The following is a 20208-nucleotide window of genomic DNA, read 5'->3' as shown; positions in this document are numbered from 1 at the left end:
AATTCAATGTTTTATGTAAATATAATTAAAAACAGATGTGTAAAACGTTAATTTTTCAATTATGCCCCACTCAGTTTCTTTCCTTAACTAACCTTTCACTATCCGCTAAGCGGCCTGTCTTTCCATGCTATATTGAAGACACTTAAACTAGAGGAGGGACCCGCGATGCACCGTTATACCTATCATTTTTATACAGGACTAATCACGGGCTTGTTAATTTGGGTCCATCCCCTCGGCGGTCTAGCTAGTCGCATACGACCGACACTACCGTACCCACCAACCACCCTTCAAAGAACAGCCACCCAAGCTGTTTTTTCACCAACCGAATTTTATCAAACCATCCGTCAGTATCCGGATCTGGTTAAACTAGCAAAATTCGACCCAATCGGTATGTTGCAAGGCACCACCATTCAGCCGGGACTACAAGCCACCCTGACTAGGGACCTCGTCACTAAACAACTCACGACGACGACAATGATGATTCCACAGGGCGTTGTTATTGCCAGTCGTTATCGTCTAACCACCGCTTATGATGCCACTGGTCGAACCCAATCTGTCCTATATGTACAGGATCGTTTCCGACATCAATTATGCAACACTGTCTTATTGCATGGTAAACCACATGTGGGTGGTCTAGCTTATGACCCTCACCACCAGCGGATTTGGTTGTGCAGTCATCGCCACGGTCATGGGGCTATCGTGAGCGTTAGTCTGGCCGCATTACGGCACTTCGACCCGACCACTTCCATTGCCGTTCACTATCAGCAACGCTGGTCACTGCCAACACTGAGCAATGCTTCACTACTGACCTATCACCATCAGGCCCTTTATGTCGGCCAGTTCAAACCTGGACAGACCACCTTGGTTGCCCGCTATCCACTGACGAGCGCCGGCACGCCATACAGAATGACCACGAGTCACGCCATTTTACCAAAGGCAGTTAGTGACTGGCACGGCAAGCTCCCACCCAATATTCAAGGAATGGCCTTCTATGACCACTACGTCTTGTTATCACAGTCATACGGCCCCAGCGCCTCACACTTACTGCTATTCAAGCGCAGCCAATTAATTCAACAGCATCAACTGACCACCGGTATCGCGATTCTTCGATTGCCTCCGCAACTCGAACAGATCAGCGTTCATCATCACCAGGCGCAACTCCTTTATGAAACCGGGGCCACCTCCTACCGCCAGCAGCAAAATCACGCCATTGATCGGCTGATTTCAATCAACTTACAGCGCCTCATTGAATAGGCAAATTAGTCGTCGAACCTCATCGCCATGACTGAAAAGTACGGTCCTAGTTACTCAGTAGTGTTACTACGTCATTATTGCAGTTAACCCCTAACTGACCTTCCGATGCGTCCAGTATTTACTGACATGCCCAGTTCAATTTCCTGATCAGCATTCACGCTGCTACCAGGATTGCGACAACCAACTAGTTGTTACCGTAAATTACTGCTGTACGTAAAAATACAGCATGTATTAATTTTCCATGGCCGCCCAAATAAGCGTACAATGTAACAGTAAGTACAATTAAGGGAGAAAGTTATGTATCAGCTATTAACAGATTCAACCGTTGATTTACCTTATCAACTACTTAAGGACAAGCATGTCGATTTTGTTTCAATGAACGTCACGATTGACGACCAGGAATACGCGGACGATTTGGGTCACCACTTTGACTTGACTGACTTTTATCATCGGATTGGTAACGGTGTGATGCCTTCTACCGCTCAGATTAATATCGGCCAGTTTATTGAATTTTTCAAGCCGTACGTTCAGGCACATACGCCAATCCTATACCTCGGCTTTTCATCAGGCTTAAGTGGGACCTTCAATAATGCGCAACAGGCCAAGACCATGCTTTTAGAAGACCAGCCAGATGCCGAGATCTACCTCGTGGATTCCCGAGCAGCCTGCTGCGGTGAAGGCCTGATGCTACTAGATGCCATTGACAAGCGCGATGCTGGTATGCCGATCGCCCAATTGGCGGATTGGCTGACTGAAAACCGCCTCTATTATCACCAATGGTTCACCGTTGATGACTTAAATTACCTTTATCACGGCGGCCGGGTCTCACGGACCTCCGCGACGGTTGGATCACTCTTACAGATCAAGCCAGTCATGGACGTCGACCCACTCGGCCACTTGCGTCCAGTACAAAAGGTGCGCTCACGGCGCCGGTCACTGACCACACTAGTTAACAACACACTAGCTGATTTACGTGATCAGACCAAGCCGCGCATTATCATTGCCACTAGCGACGCTCAGGAAGCCGCCCAAACCGTTCGTGAAAAGATTTTAGCCAAGGTTCCTGATGCTGAAATTTTGCTCGAACACATTGGGCCGACTATCACTAGCCATACCGGCCTCGGTTGCGTTGCCGTCTTCTCTTTTGGTAAAACTAAACGTCAGTAATTAAAATGGATTGAGCCGTCAATGGCCCAATCCATTTTTAAGTAACCGAGCGTTACTTGCTTAGCTTGTTTCAAGGCGGGCTAACTGCATAGTCGCTCACCCCGGAAGTCGTACTGACATGAACACGTGCTGCCAGCCAGGACGCTAACAAAGTGGTCTATTTTATATCATGAGCCCTACCATGTTTTAGTTTTGTATTATTTTTTCTGTTCAAACAACAAAAAAAGCACCCGTCCATAGACAGGTGCTTTCTCATATAGCCAGAAAATGTTGATAAAACAACGTTTTTGGATAATATTAACGTTTTGAGAATTGTGAAGCTTTCCGGGCTTTCTTCAAACCTGGCTTCTTACGTTCCTTCATACGAGCATCACGAGTTAAGAGACCCGCGCGCTTCAAAGGAGTACGGAAATCTGGGTCAACTTCGAGCAATGCCCGAGCGATCCCATGACGAGTTGCGCCGGCTTGACCATGGAAGCCACCACCATTAACGTTAACTAAAACATCATATTGATCAGTTGTTTCAGTTACTTCGAATGGTTGTAACAATTCCTTGCGAATATCTGCAAATGGAATGTAATCTTCAACAGATTTGTCATTCATAACAATTTTACCAGTACCTGGTACTAAGCGTACGCGGGCTACTGAATCTTTACGACGGCCTGTGCCGCGATATTGTACTTGAGCCAATGTAGTTTCCTCCTTAGATTAAGTTAGTGATGTCCAAAACTTCAGGCTTTTGTGCTTGTTGCGTATGTTCTGCACCAGCATAAACATGCAACTTCAAGCCCATCTTGTGGCCTAAAGAGTTGTGAGGAAGCATACCCTTAACTGAAGTTTCAATCAATTTAGTAGGTTCCTTTGCCAAGAAGTCACCGGCAGTCCGTTCCTTTAAACCACCAGCATAAGCAGTATGATGATAATAAATCTTCCGTTCTGCTTTCTTCCCAGTTAAAGCGACCTTGCTTGCATTAATAACGATAACGTTATCACCAGTATCCACGTTAGGGGTAAAGGTAGGTTTGTTCTTACCACGCAAGATTGATGCGACGACAGTTGAAAGACGACCCAAAGGTACATCGGTTGCATCAACTACATACCATTTACGATCAATTTCACCTGGTTTAGCCATATATGTTGTACGCACGTTGTGTTCCTCCATTTTCTGTGTTTGTTTGACACTCAATAAGATTTCCGGGGCTTATCGTGGGGCAAACAATACCAACGACTAGTCTACCTAATTTCGCCTCAGAAGTCAATACTTTATCAAATCAGCTTGTAATTCATTTTGTTCATAATACACTTTTTTCATATAAAGTCCAGCCGCGGGAGCCGTTCCCCGCGCTTGCTCACGGTCCTTAGCCGCTAGTAACGCTGGAATACAGTCAACTGCGCGCCGGCCCTGACCAATTTCCATCAAAACAGCCACCATGATTCGAACCTGGTTATATAAAAAACCACTACCGCAAAATTCAAACTGAATTTCGCGTTCATCCGGCAAGGCCCACGCTTTGGCTGAATAGATCTCACGAACATGGTCATGTGCTTGTGAACCGGACGCAACGAAGGTCGAGAAATCGTGCCGTCCTTCTAAGTCACCGATGGCTTGCTGAATTCTGTCAATATCCGCAGCGAACTTAAAATGCCCCGTATAGTGCCGTTTAAATGGATCTACAAATTCATTTTGATAGGCCCGATACCAGTACCGCTTACCGACCGTATCATAACGCGCGTGAAAATCATTCGGCACAATGGAAACGGCCTTTACGATTGTATCCATCGGTAACATGCTGTTCAGGCCGCGCCGAACCCCTTCTGGATTAATTTCGTACGGCAAGTCAAAATGCAACGTCTGTCCAAACGCATGTACACCAGCATCTGTTCGGCCCGCGCCGTAGATCACAATCGGTTCAACGGGATCTTTCGCCATCTTATTGACCGCCTTAGTGACGACCTGCTCGACAGTTCGCTGGTGTGGCTGGCGTTGAAAACCCGCAAAATTGGTGCCGTCATATGCTAAAACTACTTTATACCGCGTGGTCACAATATCCCTCCAGTTAAAAACGTGGGTCGCCATCAGTGCGACGCCCACGTTAATCAGTCTTCATTTATGCACGCAAGAAAATCAATGCAACGGTCAAGATCGCAAAGCATCCGGTAGCCCACGTATCACGTTGGTGCCACTTAAGAATCCGGTACTTACTGCGACCCTCGCCGCCTTGATAGCCACGTGCTTCCATTGCCGTTGCTAAATCCTCAGCCCGGTTGAATGAGCTGACAAACAGTGGAATCAGCAGCGGAACCACGGCACGCATTTGTTGAAAGATATTGCCCTCACCAAAGTCGACCCCCCGGGCCCGTTGTGCATTCATAATTTTTTCCGTTTCGTCCATCAACGTTGGCACAAAGCGTAAGGCAATCGACAACATCAGCGCCACTTCATAGACTGGAAAACGAACCGCCCGGAGCGGCATCAAAATATACTCGATGGCATCCGACAATTCCAGTGGCGGCGTTGTTAGAGTTAACAGCGTTGACATAAAAATAATCAACACGAACCGGCAAAAAATATAGACCCCGTTGATCAATCCAAGTTGGCTGATTGTAATGATGCCCCATTGAAAGTAAACGTGCCCGCCACTTGCACTAAACAACACTTGCAGGATGACGGTGAATAAAATCAACCAAATCAGCGGTTTGACGCCGTTGATGAAGAACGACCATTTCACACCGGATAGGTAAATAGCGGCCAATGTCAAGGCAAATAGCAAGGCATAGGTCGCCCAGTTATTGGCAATAAAAATAATCCCAATAAAATAAAAACTCAGTAACAGTTTCGCCCGGGGGTCCATATGGTGAACCACGGAGTCTCCCGGAATGTAGCGACCAAAGATCAATTTATTCATCATGAGCGGCCACCTCCCCCATCGCGTTCGGTGGCAACTGTTGGACGATGGCTGCTGCTAATTCGTCCTCGGTCAACGGCCACTCATCAAATTGCCAGCCTTGCTTTTGGAGTGTATGTGCAAAGGCCGTTGTTTTCGGTAAGCCCAATTGATGGGCAGTCAGCCACGCAGGATCTTTGAAGATCTCACGAGGCGTCCCCGTTTTGACGATTTGTCCACGATCCATCACGATTATATTATCCGCGTAATTGGCAACATCATCCATCTGATGGGTCACTAGTACCACGGTCAAATCACGTTCATGGCGCAAACGGGCAAACATCTCCATCATATCTAAACGGCCCTGAGGGTCCAATCCGGCAGTCGGTTCATCCAAGACTAGGACTTGCGGCTGCATCGCAAGGACCCCCGCAATGGCCACTCGCCGCATCTGTCCACCAGAGAGGTCAAACGGTGACCGCGTCAGTAACGACTCGTCTAACCCAACTAAAGCCAACATTTCAGCCGCAGTTTTCAAAGCATCCGCTTCGCTGGCCCCAAAATTCTGGGGCCCGAATGCAATGTCTTTGGCCACCGTTTCTTCAAACAACTGACTTTCTGGAAACTGAAAGACGATGCCCACGTGTTGCCGCAATCGTTTCAAATCCTTATTACTCGTCGTTGGCGTAATGACCCGTTCACCAATCGTGACCGTTCCACTAGTCGGTTTGAGTAAGGCGTTCAAATGCTGTAAAAGTGTAGACTTACCACTCCCCGTATGACCAATCAAAGCCGTATAAGAGCCGGTGGGAATGGTGACGTTAATATCAGTTAACGCCTTAGTTTCGAACGGCGTACCCGGTTGGTAAGTAAAATCTACTTGTTTGAACGTAATTGCCATAACCAGTCCGCCATTCCTTTCTCTGTTAAATACTGTGCGGGCACTTGAACACCCTGCCGCTTTAGCGCTGCTTTTAAGCGCTCAGCATATGGCATGTCCAATCCCATCTTAATTAAGGCTTCTCCATGCTGAAAAATTTCCGCTGGAGTCCCCTCTTCCTTAACCTCACCGTCATTGATCACTAAGACCCGATTAGCGCTGGCCGCTTCGTCAATATCATGCGTAATTGACAAGACCGTTAACGCTGAATTAGCCTTCATATCGCGAATCGTCGTCAATACTTCCTGACGACCACGGGGATCCAACATTGACGTCGCTTCGTCCAGAATCAAAATCTGAGGCCGCGCCGCTATCATACCAGCCAGCGCCACCCGTTGTTTTTGACCACCTGACAAACGTGCCGGTTCACGTGTCGCAAAATCCTGCATGTTGACTTGTTCTAGAGCCGCCTGTACCCGCGTTAGCATCTCAGGACGCGGCACGCCCTGGTTTTCAAGGCTAAACGCAACATCATCGGCAACGGTTGCCCCAACGAATTGGTTATCTGGGTTTTGGAAAACCATCCCAATTTTGCGCCGAATGTCCCAAACGGTTTCTTCAGATAATACTTGACCATCAACCGTAATCGTTCCGGCCGCTGGTGCTAACAGTCCGTTTAAATTCTTGGCCAAGGTCGACTTACCAGAACCGTTATGGCCGACAATGGCGACCCATTCACCCGGCATGACCGTAAATGAAATATCGTGTAACGTTAACTGATCCGTAGCTTGTTGCGGGTAACGATAATCTAAATGTTTAACGTCAATAATCGGACTCACCATTGTCCCTCATTTCCTTAAAATTCATGGTTATTATCATAACATATCTGACGGAACTTGTAGTAACTGAACTTCACGTCCAATCTTACTTTAAATCAGTGGCTGGCCCGTATTTGTAACCAGCATCGCCAAACAGCGTGAACTGCTTCTTCAAGTTATTGGAGACGTATACTTTTTTATCCTTGGTAATAAAAATGGCCCCAATACCTTGATCCGCTTTACCATTAATGTACTTCATCCCGCCTTTGAGGCCTTTGTCAAAGGTGGCCGTCGATAGTGCATCGCCATCCACCGACTTCTTCGAGATGATGGAAACGCCCATCAAATTGTTTTGATAAGGGGCCCCTGTTTGTGGGTCCATCAAATGACTGTAAACTTTACCATTCTTCTTCAAATAGCGTTCATAGATCCCAGAAGTAACGATTGACTTATTCTTAGCAGGTAGTGAGCCAATGGCCGTACCCCGTGACGCTTTTGGATCTTGGATACCGACTGTCCAGTTACCTGACTTCGTTCCTTTAGGGCTGTCACCCAGAACATAAATATTACCACCGAGGTCAATAATGGCCGTTGAAACCCCATGATTTAATAAGTACGTCTTCACTTGATCGGTCATGTAACCCTTGGCAATCCCACCAAGGTCTAGTTGCATTCCCTTTTCTTCTAGATAAACGGTCCGTTTCTTGTCATTTAATTTAACTTTTTTGTAGTCTACCAGCTTAACGTTCTTGTCAATTTCTTGTTGAGTGGGCACCTTGGCATCAGAAAATCCAATATGCCAGAGTGATGTGATCGGGCCAATGGCTAAATCAAAGGATTCGTCTGAATTCTTACTATAATAGTAAGCTGCTTTGATCATTGGGTAGATATCCTTGCTGACAGCCACTGGCTTTTTACCGGCAGCGGCGTTGATCTTATCAATTTCAGATCCTTTTTGATTGACCGTAATTTCCTTAGCTTCCGTTTTCAACAGCTTAAACGCCCCAGCTAACACGTTATCCTTACCCTTATTATAAATCCGCAACGTGACAACTGTGCCCATCATGAACTGGGTATCCTCGATCGGCGTCTTGACGACCTTAGTTGGTTTGGGTCGGCTACTAGCAGCATTTTTGCGACTCGTACTCGTCCCACACGCCGTCAATGGCACGATCATTGCAACAATTAATCCAATTCGAACCCATTTTTTTAGCTTCATTCCAATACTTCCCCTATTTTTAATTTCAATTGTCATTATACCAAAGTCTTGATTCATCCGGTGAGACTGTTTGCGCGTCATCCAAGCTTTTCTACGCTAGTCTGACATCAGCGCACCTACAGCAAACGGTACAACTCGACGGTCGGGTTTGTACTACCACAGCCATTTTGCACTTAACATTCACCGCCACTATTATTTTTTAAACCAATATCCATGTATGGATTTAGCTTGCTCAAAGTCGTGCCCAACTGAGTGACAAACTTTTGTGGTTGCTCAATTAAAAACAAAAGGCCCTCAGCATGCGCCTCAGGCCTCAAAAGAATCTAATAATTAAATTGCTTATTCAGAGAAAATCATGTTGTCAACAGTAATCGTGTTGGTGTCACCCTTTTGTGCCGCGTTTTGTAATTGTTCCGCGTACATAATAAAGGTGTTAGAGGATTCAGTGGCACCCGTGACAACGTCAACCTTAGTTGGATCACTACTCTTAACTAATGACTTGTTCAAAGCTGGTTGATAAGTCTTAGGGTTAGTCTTAGCAACCTTCTTCATTTGCTTGTTGTAAGCTGCATCGTCAACTTTGGACTTGCCATTCTTGTTCACTTGGTTATATTCAGACTTCGTAATCTTATTATCCTTGACCGTGATTGCGAAAGTAACTTTGTAACCGTGTGAGTAGTTCTTTTCGTTCAACTTGTAGGTACCATCTTTCATCTTGGCACCATTGTCAATCTTAATGGTCGACTTGTTACCCGCTTGGGCAGCTTGAACTAATTGTTGTGTGTAGTTTTGGAAGGTCTTTGATGATTCAGTCGCACCAGTCACAACATCAATGGAGCCCACGTTACCAGTAGCGGCAGAGCCCGTCAGCGTCTTGTTTAACTTAGGCATGTAAGTCTTGGGGTTAGTCCCAGCGATCTTCTTCATTTGTTTGTTATATGAAGTATCATCAACTTTGGACTTGCCGTTCTTGTTCACTTGGTCATAACTGGACTTAGTGATTTTACCGTTGTTATTAACTGTGATACTCATCTTGGTCCGATAACCATGTGAATAATTTTCTTCTTCAAGGTTATAAGTACCCGCTTTCATTTTGCTGCCAGCAGTTAATTTAGCAACCTTAGTTGTCTTAGCTGATGAACTTGAAGATGAACTCTTCTTGGATGAACTCGAGCTAGAACTTGAAGAACTGCTGCCACAACCTGCTAAAGCTAAAGCTGAAATTGCAACAACTGAAGCACCCGTAATAACTGATTTGAATTTCATGATATCCCACTCCTAACCTTTTTGTATGAAAATTCACATTAATCTTAACGTTTAAACTGGTAATAGTCAATCCCATTCCATTAAAAAAATGATATTTTAGCCTAATAATAGCGGTATTGACAACGTTTTCCGTTCAAACCTCGATGCCACTATTTTCGCGGCTTAGATAATGTGATAGTTTATGCATTCTTTCCCATAATCCATAGACAACCGCTTACATTATCGTTATAATTATTAGTGGAATTATCTTTTTACACTATTATTCAAGGGAGTTGTTACGCAATGGCAAAGAAAAATATTGTCGTTGTCGGTGCGGGGTTTGCTGGTGTTTACGCAACCAAGAAACTGTCTAAGCATTTCAAAAAAAATGCAGACGTCGAGATTACGTTGATTGACCGGCATTCATACTTCACGTATATGACTGAATTACATGAAGTTGCTACCGAACGGGTGGAACCTGAGCATATCCAATATGATTTGCAACGGTTGTTCGCACGGCGAAAAAACGTTCGTCTCGTGACCGATACCGTGACGGGCATCGACAAAAAGGCACAAACAGTTACTACCGAACACGGAAGTTATCAATATGATCAACTTTTAATTAGTTTGGGTGGGGAATCCAATGACTTTGGGACTCCCGGTGTTAAGGAACACGGCTTCGAATTGTGGTCCTTCGAACAAGCGATGGCATTGCGCGCTCACTTATCTGCAATTATTCGGCGGGGGGCGGCGGAGCTCGACCCTGCTAAGCGCAAAGCCATGTTGACCTTTACAGTCTGTGGTTCTGGTTTTACTGGTTCTGAACTGATTGGTGAATTAATCGAATATCGTGATGTTTTGGCTCGAGACAACAAGCTCGATCCAAGTGAAATCACGCTCCAATTGGTCGAAGCAGCGCCGACTATTATTAACATGCTCAACCGGACGCAAGCCGGTAAGGCCGCTAAGTACATGGAAAAACATGGTGTCAAAATCATGACGAACTCCATGATTACCGAAGTCTGTGAAGACCATGTTAACTTAAAAGGCAAGGATCCAATTCCAACCTACACGTTAATCTGGACAGCCGGTGTTCGTGCTAATAGTATCGTTAAAAAGTTCGGCATTGAAACTAACCCCCGCGGTGGTCGCTTGATGGCCAATGAATTCATGCAAGCTAAGGATTGTAACAATATCTTCTTAGCCGGTGATTCAACCAGCTACCAAGAACCTGACCAACCACGGCCAGTCCCACAAATCGTTCAAGGGGCTGAAGAAACCGCAGCTAAGGCCGTCGAAGGTATTATTAAGAACGTTGACCAGACTGACGTTACGATCAAGCCATTTAAGGGCGCTTATCAAGCATCCGTCGACTCAATTGGTTCAAAATATGCCGTTGCACAAGTTTTAGAGAAGTGGAACGTCTCTGGTTTTATTGCCGTGCTTTTAAAACACGCCATCAACTGGATGTACTACGTTCAGATTTTCTCAGGTTACTACCTATTCCAGTACTTCATGCACGAATTCTTCCGGACTCGTAATAACCGTAACGTCTTCCGCGGTTGGGTCTCACGGGCTGGTAACGTACTCTGGAGTGTGCCACTGCGGTTCTTCTATGGTGCCATGTGGTTATGGGACTGCTGGACTAAAGTTCAGGGATCTGAATCCTGGTTCACTGACAAGTTACGGTTACCATTCGAATGGATTACCGTGGCCGCAACCAGTGGTGCCTCTCAAGCAACTAAAGCCGCTGCAACCAGTGGTGCTTCTGAAGCTGCCACGTCAACCGTTAAAGCCGCTAAGGGTGTCTTCAGTCTTTCATACATGTACGGTAAAGAACCCCTGATGGTCTTTGACAAAATGCCACATTGGTTCGAATCAATTACCAAGGTCTTCATTCCGAACATGCAAATGGCCCTCTTCTTCCAGAAATTCATGACTTGTGTTGAAATCGTCATTGCATTATGTATTTTCTTCGGACTCTTTACTTGGTTTGCTAACGCAGTCACCATTGGCTTAGTTGTCGTCTTCTGCTTATCTGGCATGTTCTACTGGGTCAACATTTGGATGATCTTTGTTGCCCTCGCCTTAATGAACGGTTCCGGACGGACATTTGGGTTAGACTACTGGGTCGTTCCGTGGATGCAAAAACACCTTGGACACTGGTGGTACGGCAACGTTCGTTCTCATTACGACGGTGTTAAAACCCGCTAGATGCGTTATAATTAATTAAATCCTTTCCCGATGGTTCAAGGGTTGTTTTTCCCCCTTGAACCATTTTTTATTTCATTGAATTGGAGGGTTAACGATGCGTAAATTACGGACAATGATCCGGACATTCAAACGTTATGGGGATATGATCAAGCCGTTTGATATTATTATTATTGTTGCGCTAATTATTTTATCGTTCACCCCACTAGCGATTTTTTCATACCAGCAAAAACAACAAGCTGAACATGCGGCACTAGTGGCTAAGCGAAAGGCCACGAGCAGTGAAACCACGTATAACGCCGTGGTCTCACATAATGGGACCGTCTTGAAGCGTGTCAATATTACGAATCTGAAAACGACTAAGCACTTCACCTATCGCGATAACCATGGGCACTACAACACGATCACCTTTAAACCTAAGCGCGTTGCGATTACGAAAGCCAACTGTTCTGACCAAGTATGTGTCCGCCGAGGCTGGATTCATAAACCTGGTCAAACGATTGTTTGTTTGCCCCACAAACTCTTGGTTGAAATTAAGGCCAGCAACGGTCAAGTCAAATCTGGCGGTAATGGTTTAGTTACGGAGTAGAATATGAATAATTCATTTGAACGATCAAACAAAACTCATCGTAATATTTATATCGCGTTACTGGTTGCACAAGGCGTGATCATCGGCATCCTTGAACGGATGATTCCATTCCCGTTTGCCTTTGCCCCAGGTGCCAAGCTTGGTTTAGCCAATCTGATTACCATTGTTGCAATCTATACATTATCATTAACTGACGTGATAACCCTAACCTGGCTCCGTTTGATTTTAACGGCCCTCCTAGGTGGCACTTTATCAACCTTTCTGTATAGTTTTGGGGGCGCCTTTCTCAGCCTGTTTGCCATGCTGCTGGTCAAACAATTAGGGCCTAAACGCGTTAGTATTATTGGGATTTCAGCAACTGGCGGCGTCATGCATAATGTTGGTCAGCTATTGGTCGCGAGTCTTATTGCACAGACGTGGACGGTCATGCTCTACTTGCCAGTGCTTTCGATTATTGGACTAGCAGCGGGAAGTGCTCTCGGAATCGCCGCCAACTACTTGTTCACCCACGTCACGATCTTACGCTATCTCAAATTCAATCGAGAACACCATCCAGATCAAACAAAGGAGTAACCCTTATGCAATCAGCAACACAATTACACCCAATTTGGCGTGATTACCCGGCACTACAACCGGAGCTGCAACAAGTGATGCAGCTGATGACGGCGAACATCAATATTCAAGATGCCGACATCAATGACGCGATTTTAGAAATGATTCATGGTGGTGGTAAGCTCTTACGCCCGGCATACTGCCTCCTATTCTCACAATTTACAACAACTGATCGGCAACGGATGGTGGCCTTAGCGGCGTCATTAGAAACGCTCCATACCGCTACGCTGATCCATGATGACATTGTTGACGATGCTGCACTACGTCGGCACCATGTCACGATTCAAGAACGTTTTGGTAAAGATACTGCTGTGTATGCGGGCGACTACCTATTCGTTGTGGTATTCAAGATTCTAGCGCACTATTCAAGCAGTTTCAAAAGCATCCAGATGAACTCTGAGAACATGGAAAAGATTCTAGTGGGCGAGGTCCAACAAAAGGACCGCCACTACCACCTTGACATTACCATGGCAGAATACTTGCAACAAATTCAAGGTAAGACCGCCGAATTATTCGCACTGAGTTGTTTTCTAGGTGCTTATGAATCTGGTCAAAGTAGTCATTTCGCCCAGCGCGCTCGTAAAGCAGGTCTCGCAATTGGGATGGCCTTCCAAATTCTTGACGATATTTTAGACTATCAAGAAGTCAGTCAGGAAACGGGCAAACCCATCCTCGAAGACGTTGCTGAAGGTGTCTACACCTCGCCGTTGATCTTTGCCTTACAGACAGAAGCTAAGCACGATTTATTGCCGCTGATGCGATTACAGGGGGCAATTTCGGACACTCAGCGCCAGGAAGTACAACGACTTGTCATCAATGCCGGCGGTGTGGTGCAAGCCCAAGAACTCGCTACCAAGTACACTCAAGACGCGCTGGCAATCATGCGTAAACTTCCAGACCAGCCTGCGAAGACGGATCTGATTAGTCTAACCAAACGGCTGTTGGACCGGCATAATTAACTAGTAATCAATCGACTAAGGTATCAAACATCCTGTTTGATACCTTTTTTGTCGCCCAGACACAGCTAAACGCCCATGTGCTTCATCTTCACAGTCAGTACCTGAGACCACTATATCCACTTTCCCGATTCAACAGGTCATAATCTGCAAATAACAAACCGTTGTCATCACGAGTATTAAAAACACCTATCCATTCCAACAAAAAACCGCTGATTTAGGGAATCAATCCCTAAATCAGCGGTTGCTCGTAACTAGCACCAAAAAAAATCACTTAGAACTGCGATATGCCATCTATGTCTAACCATAAATAACTTCCGAACTAGACTTAGCTACTATTTTGCCAGTAGCCACCATCATAACGCCCGTCAATCATCAGTCCCAGTGATCCGTAAAACAATCTTAACTAGTCAACGAGTTCCAAGACAACCATTTGTGCACCGTCGCCACGACGAGGCATAGTCTTGTAAATTCGTGTGTAACCACCATTGCGGTCAGCATATTGAGGACCTAAGTCACTAAATAGCTTTTGCAATGCAGTTTGTACAGCCACGTTGTCGCCATCTTCCTTAACATCGGCAACGACGTCCCGCATGAATGCGGCAGCCTTCCGACGGGCGCTTAAATCACCCTTCTTGGCCAAAGAGATCATTTTGTCAGCAGTTGAACGAACTTCCTTAGCACGGGCTTCGGTCGTCTCGATCTTGCCGTTAACGATCAATGACGTTGTCAAATCGCGTAATAAGGCACGACGTTGTGAACTTGTACGTTGTAATTTACGGTAACTCATGAACGGATATCCTCCCTTGTATTAGTCTTCTTTGCGTAATGATAACCCAAGGTCAGCTAATTTTGCCTTAACTTCCTCGAGTGACTTGCGTCCAAGGTTGCGAACCTTCATCATATCAGCTTCAGTTTTGTTAGTTAATTCTTGGACCGTGTTGATGCCAGCACGCTTCAAGCAATTGTATGAACGGACGGAGAGATCTAACTCTTCAATCGTCATTTCTAACATCTTTTCCTTATGCGTTTCTTCCTTCTCGACCATCACATCAGTGTTTTTAGCTTCATCAGTGAGATTTACGAAGATTGAAAGGTGATCAGTCAGGATTTTGGCTGATAGACTAATGGCTTCACTTGGAGTGATTGAACCATTTGTCCAAACGTCTAAGGTTAACTTATCGAAATCATCACGTTGACCAACCCGCGTGTTTTCAACTTGGTAGTTGACACGTTCGATTGGAGAATACAATGAATCAACAGCTAAAACGCCAATTGGCATGTCATCTTCACGATGTTTGTTATCCTCAGCGGAAACATAACCACGACCAGTATTTGCGGTCATACGCATATGGAAGTGTGCCCCGTCTGCTACGGTACAAATTGGTAAGTCTGGATTCAAGACTTCTACGTCCGCATCGCCAATGATATCACCGGCAGTAACGTTAGCAGGACCCTTAACGTCGATTTCCAACGTCTTGGTTTCGTCTGATTCCAACTTAAGTGCAATCTTCTTAACATTCAAGATAATTGCTGTAACGTCTTCCGTTACGCCCTCAATCGTTGAAAATTCATGAAGAACACCATCAATTTGAATACTAGTAACAGCAGCGCCAGGTAAAGAAGAAAGAAGAATCCGACGAAGTGAATTCCCTAAAGTTGTACCATAACCGCGTTCAAGCGGTTCTACAACAAACTTACCATAGTTGTCGTTTTCATCAATTTTATGAATGTTAGGTTTTTCAAATTCAATCATTCTTATCTTTTACCCCTTTCAAAACGCGTGGTGTTTAGTAGTTGTGCGTACAAAATGAAGTTTGCCCTCAAAATGAACGTCACAGATTAAACACGACGACGCTTTGGAGGACGAGAACCATTGTGAGGCACTGGCGTAACATCGCGAATTGCGCTAACTTCCAAACCAGTAGCTTGTAAAGCACGGATAGCGGCTTCACGGCCTGAACCAGGACCCTTAACAGCGACTTCAACAGTCTTCATACCATGTTCCATTGATGCCTTAGCAGCAGCTTCTGCAGCCATTTGAGCAGCAAAAGGTGTTGACTTACGACTACCTTTGAAACCTAATGAACCAGCTGATGACCATGCAATGGCGTTCCCTTGCATATCAGTGATCATAACAAGTGTGTTGTTGAACGTTGAATGGATGTGAGCCACACCAGATTCAATGTTCTTCTTTACCCGACGACGACGGGTTGTCTTTCTAGTTGCCATAAAATTCGAAAACCTCCTTTATTATTATTTTTTACGTCCAGCGATGCTGACCTTTTTACCCTTACGAGTACGAGCATTGTTCTTCGTGTGTTGACCACGAACTGGTAAACCACGACGATGACGCATGCCACGGTATGAACCGATTTCTTGCAATAACTTGATGTTTAAGCTGACTTCACGACGTAAGTCACCTTCAGTTTTGTAGCCATCGACAACGGCACGGATTTTGTCTTCCTGGTCAGGAGTTAAATCACGTACACGAACGTCTTCTGAAACACCGGCTTCAGCAAGGATCTTCTGTGCAGAAGTGTTACCGATACCGTAGATATAAGTCAAACCAATGACAATACGCTTGTCACGTGGTAAGTCAATCCCTTCAATACGAGCCATTAATATTTCACCTCCAACTTAATTAAATTATTTACCTTGGCGTTGCTTATGCTTTGGATTAGCAGAGCAGATAATCATCACGCGGCCTTTACGACGAATAACTTTGCAGTGTTCGCACATTGGCTTTACAGATGGTCTTACTTTCATGAGTTTTTTACCTCCTATAAGGTACGTAGACCGAGCCTACTTGAAACGGTAGGTAATCCGGCCCTTAGTTAAATCATAAGGTGACATTTCAACTGTAACCTTGTCACCAGGCAGAATTCGAATGTAATGCATCCGGATCTTACCTGATACGTGTGCCAAGATTTCAGCGCCGTTTTCAAGTTCAACCTTAAACATTGCGTTCGGCAACGTTTCTTTAATGGTTCCTTGAATTTCGATGACGTCTTCCTTTGCCAAGTACTGTCCCTCCTTATTATCAGATTCCGTGCTACCACGTATTTGGTCCATTACTGAACCAGTCATTGTCTAATCATAACATTAAAAAAATATTAAATCAGTCAACGGCTAAACCTGAATAATTTTATCACAACGACCTTTGAAAAGCAAACGTCGCTGCTGAAGGAACCTGGTTTACAGGTTATCAAGAATTTTCTTGATATCTTTGTAGACATCATCAATGTCGCGATCACCGTCGACATTGTAGAGTAACTTTTCTTGACCGTAATAATCAATTAATGGCGTGTTCAACTTAATGTTCACGTCTAACCGATTCTTAACGGTTGCTGGCTTGTCATCATCACGTTGATAGAAATCATGACCGCCACACACATCACAGGTTCCTTCTACCTTAGGCTTGTTGTACAACTTATGGTAAGTTGCACCGCAAGTCCGGCAGATAAACCGACCGGAAAGTCGTTCAACAAGTACTGCGGGTTCAACATGAATGTTGATGACCCCATCAAGTGGCTTATTGAGTTCTTCACCGATTTGTTTCAAAGCATGAGCTTGATCGATGTTACGTGGGTAACCATCTAATAGGAAACCATTTTTAGTATCCGCTTCAGCTAACCGATCACGGACGATGCCGTTAGTGACTTCGTCTGGTACTAAGTTACCTGCATCAATATACTTCTTGGCTTCCAAGCCCATCTTCGTTTCGTTCTTAATGGCTGCACGGAAGATATCTCCGGTCGAGATATGTGGAATATCAAAATCTTCAAGAATCTTCTGTGCTTGAGTACCCTTACCGGCACCCGGTAATCCCATTAAAATCAGGTTCATTGTTGACATGTTTTTTCCTCCTGAATGCACAAATGTGTTGAGTCTCCCCAACACATTCGCTGATTAACGAATGAAACCGACATAGTCACGTTTCATCATCAATCCTTTAATTTGACGAATTGTTTCAAGGGCAACCCCAACAACGATTAGTAAACTCGTCCCACCTAAACCGATTGATTCATCGAGACCCCAAATATCAGAAGCTAATAATGGAATCAAGGAAATCAACCCAAGGTAGAGGGCACCGACCGTACTTAGTCGCATTAACAATTTTGAAACCCAATCTTGAGTATCCTTACCTGGCCAAACACCAGGAATATAGCTGCCTTGCTTTTGTAAGTTCTTAGAGAGCTTTTCAGGATTGACCTGAACAAACGCATAGAAGAACGTGAAGAGCACGATCAGAATGGTGTAAAGAATAGCACCAGTCGTCGACTGCATATTGAAGATATTACTCAAAACGGTATACCAGGTTTCGTCACCATGACTGGATTGGAACCCTAGCAAAATCGTTTGGGGCGTTGCAATGAAGGAACTCGCGAAAATAACAGGAATAACCCCGGCAACGTTCACCTTTAATGGTAGGTAACTACTGTCAGGTGCACCAGCTGCACGACGAGTGTATTGAATTGGAATTCGGTCATTAGCTTGTTCGACCCACGTTACAAACATAACGATGATCAGCACAAGCAAGGCTAACCCAACAACAAACAAGCCACTCTTCCACCAGTCGCTCTGTGAAACATTAACGAACTGTTCTTGATAAATTTGATAAATCGATGTTGGCATACGGGCAATGATCCCGGCGAAGATAATAATGGAAACCCCATTACCGATTCCTCGATCCGTAATCATGTCACCCATCCAAGTCGTCAACATTGCCCCACCAGTGAGGATCACCCCAATGGTCAGGTAAGTCGAAATACTTGGATTGTTAACGAGCTTGAGTTGACTCAAAGAGTTAAAACCAGCCGTAATCCCAATCGACTGAACAAAGGCCAAGACGATCGTTAACCAACGGGTCGCTTGATTAAGCTTGCGTCGACCAACTTCACCTTGTTTGCCCCATTCAACAAACTTAGGAACAATGTCCATTTGTAACAATTGAACGATGATTTGTGCAGTAATGTAAGGGGATACCCCCATAGCAAGGATGGAATAATTTGTTAAACCGCCACCACTGAATGTATTCAACATACTTATCAGCCCTGAAGATGCCACCGACTGAAGTGCCTGTGCATTAACTCCAGGAACTGTGATATAAGAGCCAAGACGAAATACAATCAAAACGCCCAACGTGAACAGAAGTTTATTCCGAATATCCTTAACTTTGAGAGCGTTCTTCATGGTAGTCAGCAAATTAGATCACCTCAGTTTTACCGCCAGCAGCTTCAATGGCTGCAACCGCCGTTGCAGAGAACTTGCTTGCCTTAACTGTTAACTTTTTGTTGAGTTTACCATTACCAAGAACTTTAACAGCAGAACTCTTCTTAACTAAGCCAGCTTCCTTTAATGATTCTGGTGTAACTTCGGCACCATCATCAAAACGGTTTAAGCCGTCAAGGTTAACAACCGCATATTCTTTACGGTTAATGTTAGTAAATCCACGTTTAGGAATCCGACGGTACAATGGCATTTGGCCACCTTCGAAACCGACACGAACTTTACCACGCGCCTTTTGACCTTTTTGGCCACGACCAGAAGTCTTACCTTGGCCACTTGAGTCACCACGACCAATTCGACGACGTGAAAAACGTGAACCTTCACTAGGTGTTAATTCATGTAACTTCATTTAGTAGGCACCTCCTCTTTGAAAATTTGAATTACTTGATGATTTCGACATCGACTAAGTGTGCGATGTGGAAAATTTGACCGCGAGTTGCTGCGTCATCAGGTTTAACAACGGAACTATTAATCCGACCCAAACCTAATTCCTTAACGATTTTACGTTGCTTAGGAAGACGGTGAGCAGCACTGCGTACTAAAGTGATCTTTAATTGAGCCATGTTGTTTGTCCTCCCTATTCAGCTAAATGTTCGGCTGAAACGCCACGTAAAGCAGCGACTTGTTCAGCAGTCTTTAAGCTCTTTAAGCCTTCGAACGTTGCACGAACAACGTTAACGGGGGTGTTTGAGCCTAATCGTTTACTAGTAACATCATCCACACCGGCTAATTCCATGACGGCACGAACGGCGCCACCAGCGGCAACACCAGAACCTTCAACGGCTGGCTTAAGCATGATGCGGCCACCACCGTAAACACCAAGTGCTTCATGAGGAATGGTGGTACCAACCATTGGTACAGTGATCAAGTTCTTTTTAGCAGCTTCGGAAGCTTTCCGAATTGCTTCTGGAACTTCTTGAGCCTTACCAGTACCGAAACCAACGTGTCCCTTGTGGTCCCCAACGATTACTAATGCAGCAAAACGTAGGCGACGACCACCTTTAACAACTTTGGTAATCCGGTTAATGGCAACAACATTATCGTCAAGATCTAATTTTGATGGATCAATGAAAGTCATAT

25 protein-coding genes are annotated in these 20208 nt (G+C 45.0%); 6 read left to right on the top strand and 19 right to left on the bottom strand.

Translation table 11 applies throughout. From position 1 onward, the window contains the following. The first annotated feature begins 165 nt into the window (after positions 1–165). Together MZO41_RS13870 and MZO41_RS13865 are read left to right on the top strand one after the other, a co-directional pair. Positions 166–1254, top strand: coding sequence for a hypothetical protein (locus MZO41_RS13870; RefSeq protein ID WP_013355340.1), 1089 nt, complete (start codon positions 166–168; stop codon positions 1252–1254). A 297-nt stretch (positions 1255–1551) separates the two neighbouring features. Beyond that, the gene (locus MZO41_RS13865) at positions 1552–2421 is read left to right on the top strand and encodes a DegV family protein (protein ID WP_013355339.1); all 870 of its coding nucleotides are present in this window, start codon (positions 1552–1554) and stop codon (positions 2419–2421) included. 297 nt (positions 2422–2718) lie between these two features. Here the strand turns inward: MZO41_RS13865 and rpsI are convergent, their stop codons facing one another. From rpsI to pplA, 8 genes are all read right to left on the bottom strand, one after another. Next, entirely contained in the window at positions 2719–3111 is a 393-nt protein-coding gene (gene rpsI / locus MZO41_RS13860; RefSeq protein WP_003638099.1) for a 30S ribosomal protein S9, read from the bottom strand. A gap of 13 nt (positions 3112–3124) precedes the next feature. Then, positions 3125–3568, bottom strand: a complete 444-nt coding sequence (gene rplM, locus MZO41_RS13855) for a 50S ribosomal protein L13 (RefSeq protein WP_003638098.1) — start codon at positions 3566–3568, stop codon at positions 3125–3127. A gap of 108 nt (positions 3569–3676) precedes the next feature. After that, positions 3677–4465 carry a tRNA pseudouridine(38-40) synthase TruA gene (truA, locus tag MZO41_RS13850; RefSeq protein ID WP_003644097.1) on the bottom strand — a complete coding sequence of 263 codons (789 nt, stop codon included), beginning with the start codon at positions 4463–4465 and terminating at the stop codon, positions 3677–3679. Positions 4466–4529: 64 nt separating this feature from the next. After that, positions 4530–5330, bottom strand: coding sequence for an energy-coupling factor transporter transmembrane component T family protein (locus MZO41_RS13845; RefSeq protein WP_013355338.1), 801 nt, complete (start codon positions 5328–5330; stop codon positions 4530–4532). Then, positions 5320–6207, bottom strand: coding sequence for an energy-coupling factor ABC transporter ATP-binding protein (locus MZO41_RS13840; protein ID WP_013355337.1), 888 nt, complete (start codon positions 6205–6207; stop codon positions 5320–5322). Before MZO41_RS13840 ends, MZO41_RS13845 begins: the two co-directional genes overlap by 11 nt. After that, positions 6183–7025 carry an energy-coupling factor ABC transporter ATP-binding protein gene (locus tag MZO41_RS13835; RefSeq protein WP_027821308.1) on the bottom strand — a complete coding sequence of 281 codons (843 nt, stop codon included), beginning with the start codon at positions 7023–7025 and terminating at the stop codon, positions 6183–6185. Before MZO41_RS13835 ends, MZO41_RS13840 begins: the two co-directional genes overlap by 25 nt. Positions 7026–7110: 85 nt before the next feature. Beyond that, positions 7111–8223, bottom strand: coding sequence for an FAD:protein FMN transferase (locus MZO41_RS13830; protein WP_003644095.1), 1113 nt, complete (start codon positions 8221–8223; stop codon positions 7111–7113). Between the two features lie 339 nt (positions 8224–8562). Beyond that, entirely contained in the window at positions 8563–9489 is a 927-nt protein-coding gene (gene pplA, locus MZO41_RS13825) for an extracellular electron transfer flavoprotein PplA (protein WP_003641273.1), read from the bottom strand. Between the two features lie 282 nt (positions 9490–9771). Here pplA and MZO41_RS13820 point away from each other — a divergent pair, with 282 nt between their 5' ends. The 4 genes from MZO41_RS13820 (at position 9772) to MZO41_RS13805 (ending at position 13839) form a co-directional block, all read left to right on the top strand. Further along, positions 9772–11682, top strand: coding sequence for an NAD(P)/FAD-dependent oxidoreductase (locus MZO41_RS13820; RefSeq protein ID WP_003644094.1), 1911 nt, complete (start codon positions 9772–9774; stop codon positions 11680–11682). Positions 11683–11776: 94 nt separating this feature from the next. Next, on the top strand, positions 11777–12268 hold the full coding sequence (locus tag MZO41_RS13815; RefSeq protein WP_003641271.1) for a NusG domain II-containing protein: 492 nt from the start codon (positions 11777–11779) through the stop codon (positions 12266–12268). 3 nt (positions 12269–12271) lie between these two features. Beyond that, positions 12272–12841, top strand: coding sequence for a Gx transporter family protein (locus MZO41_RS13810; RefSeq protein ID WP_003641270.1), 570 nt, complete (start codon positions 12272–12274; stop codon positions 12839–12841). A gap of 5 nt (positions 12842–12846) precedes the next feature. Next, positions 12847–13839: a polyprenyl synthetase family protein gene (locus MZO41_RS13805; RefSeq protein ID WP_003641269.1), complete on the top strand. Its 993-nt coding sequence runs from the start codon at positions 12847–12849 to the stop codon at positions 13837–13839. A gap of 403 nt (positions 13840–14242) precedes the next feature. Here MZO41_RS13805 and rplQ read toward each other — a convergent pair whose 3' ends face one another. The 11 genes from rplQ to rpsE form a co-directional block, all read right to left on the bottom strand. Then, positions 14243–14626, bottom strand: a complete 384-nt coding sequence (gene rplQ, locus MZO41_RS13800) for a 50S ribosomal protein L17 (protein ID WP_003641268.1) — start codon at positions 14624–14626, stop codon at positions 14243–14245. 21 nt (positions 14627–14647) lie between these two features. Next, positions 14648–15592: a DNA-directed RNA polymerase subunit alpha gene (locus tag MZO41_RS13795; RefSeq protein WP_003641267.1), complete on the bottom strand. Its 945-nt coding sequence runs from the start codon at positions 15590–15592 to the stop codon at positions 14648–14650. An 86-nt stretch (positions 15593–15678) separates the two neighbouring features. Beyond that, positions 15679–16068 carry a 30S ribosomal protein S11 gene (rpsK, locus tag MZO41_RS13790; RefSeq protein ID WP_003641266.1) on the bottom strand — a complete coding sequence of 130 codons (390 nt, stop codon included), beginning with the start codon at positions 16066–16068 and terminating at the stop codon, positions 15679–15681. A 24-nt stretch (positions 16069–16092) separates the two neighbouring features. Further along, on the bottom strand, positions 16093–16458 hold the full coding sequence (rpsM, locus tag MZO41_RS13785) for a 30S ribosomal protein S13 (protein ID WP_003641265.1): 366 nt from the start codon (positions 16456–16458) through the stop codon (positions 16093–16095). Between the two features lie 27 nt (positions 16459–16485). Next, the gene (rpmJ, locus tag MZO41_RS13780; protein WP_003638083.1) at positions 16486–16605 is read right to left on the bottom strand and encodes a 50S ribosomal protein L36; all 120 of its coding nucleotides are present in this window, start codon (positions 16603–16605) and stop codon (positions 16486–16488) included. Between the two features lie 36 nt (positions 16606–16641). After that, positions 16642–16860, bottom strand: a complete 219-nt coding sequence (infA, locus tag MZO41_RS13775; RefSeq protein WP_003638082.1) for a translation initiation factor IF-1 — start codon at positions 16858–16860, stop codon at positions 16642–16644. Positions 16861–17034: 174 nt separating this feature from the next. Next, positions 17035–17685: an adenylate kinase gene (locus MZO41_RS13770; protein WP_003644093.1), complete on the bottom strand. Its 651-nt coding sequence runs from the start codon at positions 17683–17685 to the stop codon at positions 17035–17037. A 63-nt stretch (positions 17686–17748) separates the two neighbouring features. Continuing rightward, on the bottom strand, positions 17749–19044 hold the full coding sequence (gene secY, locus MZO41_RS13765; protein WP_003644092.1) for a preprotein translocase subunit SecY: 1296 nt from the start codon (positions 19042–19044) through the stop codon (positions 17749–17751). Position 19045: 1 nt separating this feature from the next. Further along, complete coding sequence (gene rplO / locus MZO41_RS13760) at positions 19046–19477, bottom strand: 50S ribosomal protein L15 (RefSeq protein WP_003638079.1); 432 nt, start codon at positions 19475–19477, stop codon at positions 19046–19048. A gap of 31 nt (positions 19478–19508) precedes the next feature. Next, positions 19509–19691, bottom strand: a complete 183-nt coding sequence (rpmD, locus tag MZO41_RS13755) for a 50S ribosomal protein L30 (RefSeq protein WP_003641261.1) — start codon at positions 19689–19691, stop codon at positions 19509–19511. A gap of 14 nt (positions 19692–19705) precedes the next feature. Then, a complete protein-coding gene (gene rpsE / locus MZO41_RS13750; RefSeq protein WP_003638077.1) occupies positions 19706–20206 on the bottom strand; it encodes a 30S ribosomal protein S5 in 501 nt (166 codons plus the stop codon). Positions 20207–20208: the final 2 nt, after the last annotated feature.

Origin of the sequence: Lactiplantibacillus sp. C232, from assembly GCF_023806725.1 — a bacterium.
In the GTDB taxonomy this organism is placed as follows: Bacteria; Bacillota; Bacilli; order Lactobacillales; family Lactobacillaceae; genus Lactiplantibacillus; species Lactiplantibacillus plantarum.
Note: the sequence above shows the minus strand (reverse complement) of the source record. Positions and strands in the feature narration are given on the sequence as shown.

Excerpts from the sequence above, each read along its gene's own strand:
- MZO41_RS13840 (WP_013355337.1), bottom strand. The coding sequence starts at position 6,207 with ATGGCAATTACGTTCAAACAAGTAGATTTTACTTACCAACCGGGTACG.
- rpmD (WP_003641261.1), bottom strand. The coding sequence starts at position 19,691 with ATGGCTCAATTAAAGATCACTTTAGTACGCAGTGCTGCTCACCGTCTT.
- rpsM (WP_003641265.1), bottom strand. The coding sequence starts at position 16,458 with ATGGCTCGTATTGAAGGGATTGACTTACCACGTGACAAGCGTATTGTC.
- pplA (WP_003641273.1), bottom strand. The coding sequence starts at position 9,489 with ATGAAATTCAAATCAGTTATTACGGGTGCTTCAGTTGTTGCAATTTCA.
- MZO41_RS13865 (WP_013355339.1), top strand. The coding sequence starts at position 1,552 with ATGTATCAGCTATTAACAGATTCAACCGTTGATTTACCTTATCAACTA.
- MZO41_RS13805 (WP_003641269.1), top strand. The coding sequence starts at position 12,847 with ATGCAATCAGCAACACAATTACACCCAATTTGGCGTGATTACCCGGCA.
- rplO (WP_003638079.1), bottom strand. The coding sequence starts at position 19,477 with ATGAAGTTACATGAATTAACACCTAGTGAAGGTTCACGTTTTTCACGT.
- MZO41_RS13870 (WP_013355340.1), top strand. The coding sequence starts at position 166 with ATGCACCGTTATACCTATCATTTTTATACAGGACTAATCACGGGCTTG.
- MZO41_RS13810 (WP_003641270.1), top strand. The coding sequence starts at position 12,272 with ATGAATAATTCATTTGAACGATCAAACAAAACTCATCGTAATATTTAT.
- MZO41_RS13820 (WP_003644094.1), top strand. The coding sequence starts at position 9,772 with ATGGCAAAGAAAAATATTGTCGTTGTCGGTGCGGGGTTTGCTGGTGTT.
- rpsE (WP_003638077.1), bottom strand. The coding sequence starts at position 20,206 with ATGACTTTCATTGATCCATCAAAATTAGATCTTGACGATAATGTTGTT.
- MZO41_RS13845 (WP_013355338.1), bottom strand. The coding sequence starts at position 5,330 with ATGATGAATAAATTGATCTTTGGTCGCTACATTCCGGGAGACTCCGTG.
- rpsK (WP_003641266.1), bottom strand. The coding sequence starts at position 16,068 with ATGGCAACTAGAAAGACAACCCGTCGTCGTCGGGTAAAGAAGAACATT.
- MZO41_RS13830 (WP_003644095.1), bottom strand. The coding sequence starts at position 8,223 with ATGAAGCTAAAAAAATGGGTTCGAATTGGATTAATTGTTGCAATGATC.
- rplQ (WP_003641268.1), bottom strand. The coding sequence starts at position 14,626 with ATGAGTTACCGTAAATTACAACGTACAAGTTCACAACGTCGTGCCTTA.
- rpmJ (WP_003638083.1), bottom strand. The coding sequence starts at position 16,605 with ATGAAAGTAAGACCATCTGTAAAGCCAATGTGCGAACACTGCAAAGTT.
- MZO41_RS13770 (WP_003644093.1), bottom strand. The coding sequence starts at position 17,685 with ATGAACCTGATTTTAATGGGATTACCGGGTGCCGGTAAGGGTACTCAA.
- MZO41_RS13795 (WP_003641267.1), bottom strand. The coding sequence starts at position 15,592 with ATGATTGAATTTGAAAAACCTAACATTCATAAAATTGATGAAAACGAC.
- MZO41_RS13815 (WP_003641271.1), top strand. The coding sequence starts at position 11,777 with ATGCGTAAATTACGGACAATGATCCGGACATTCAAACGTTATGGGGAT.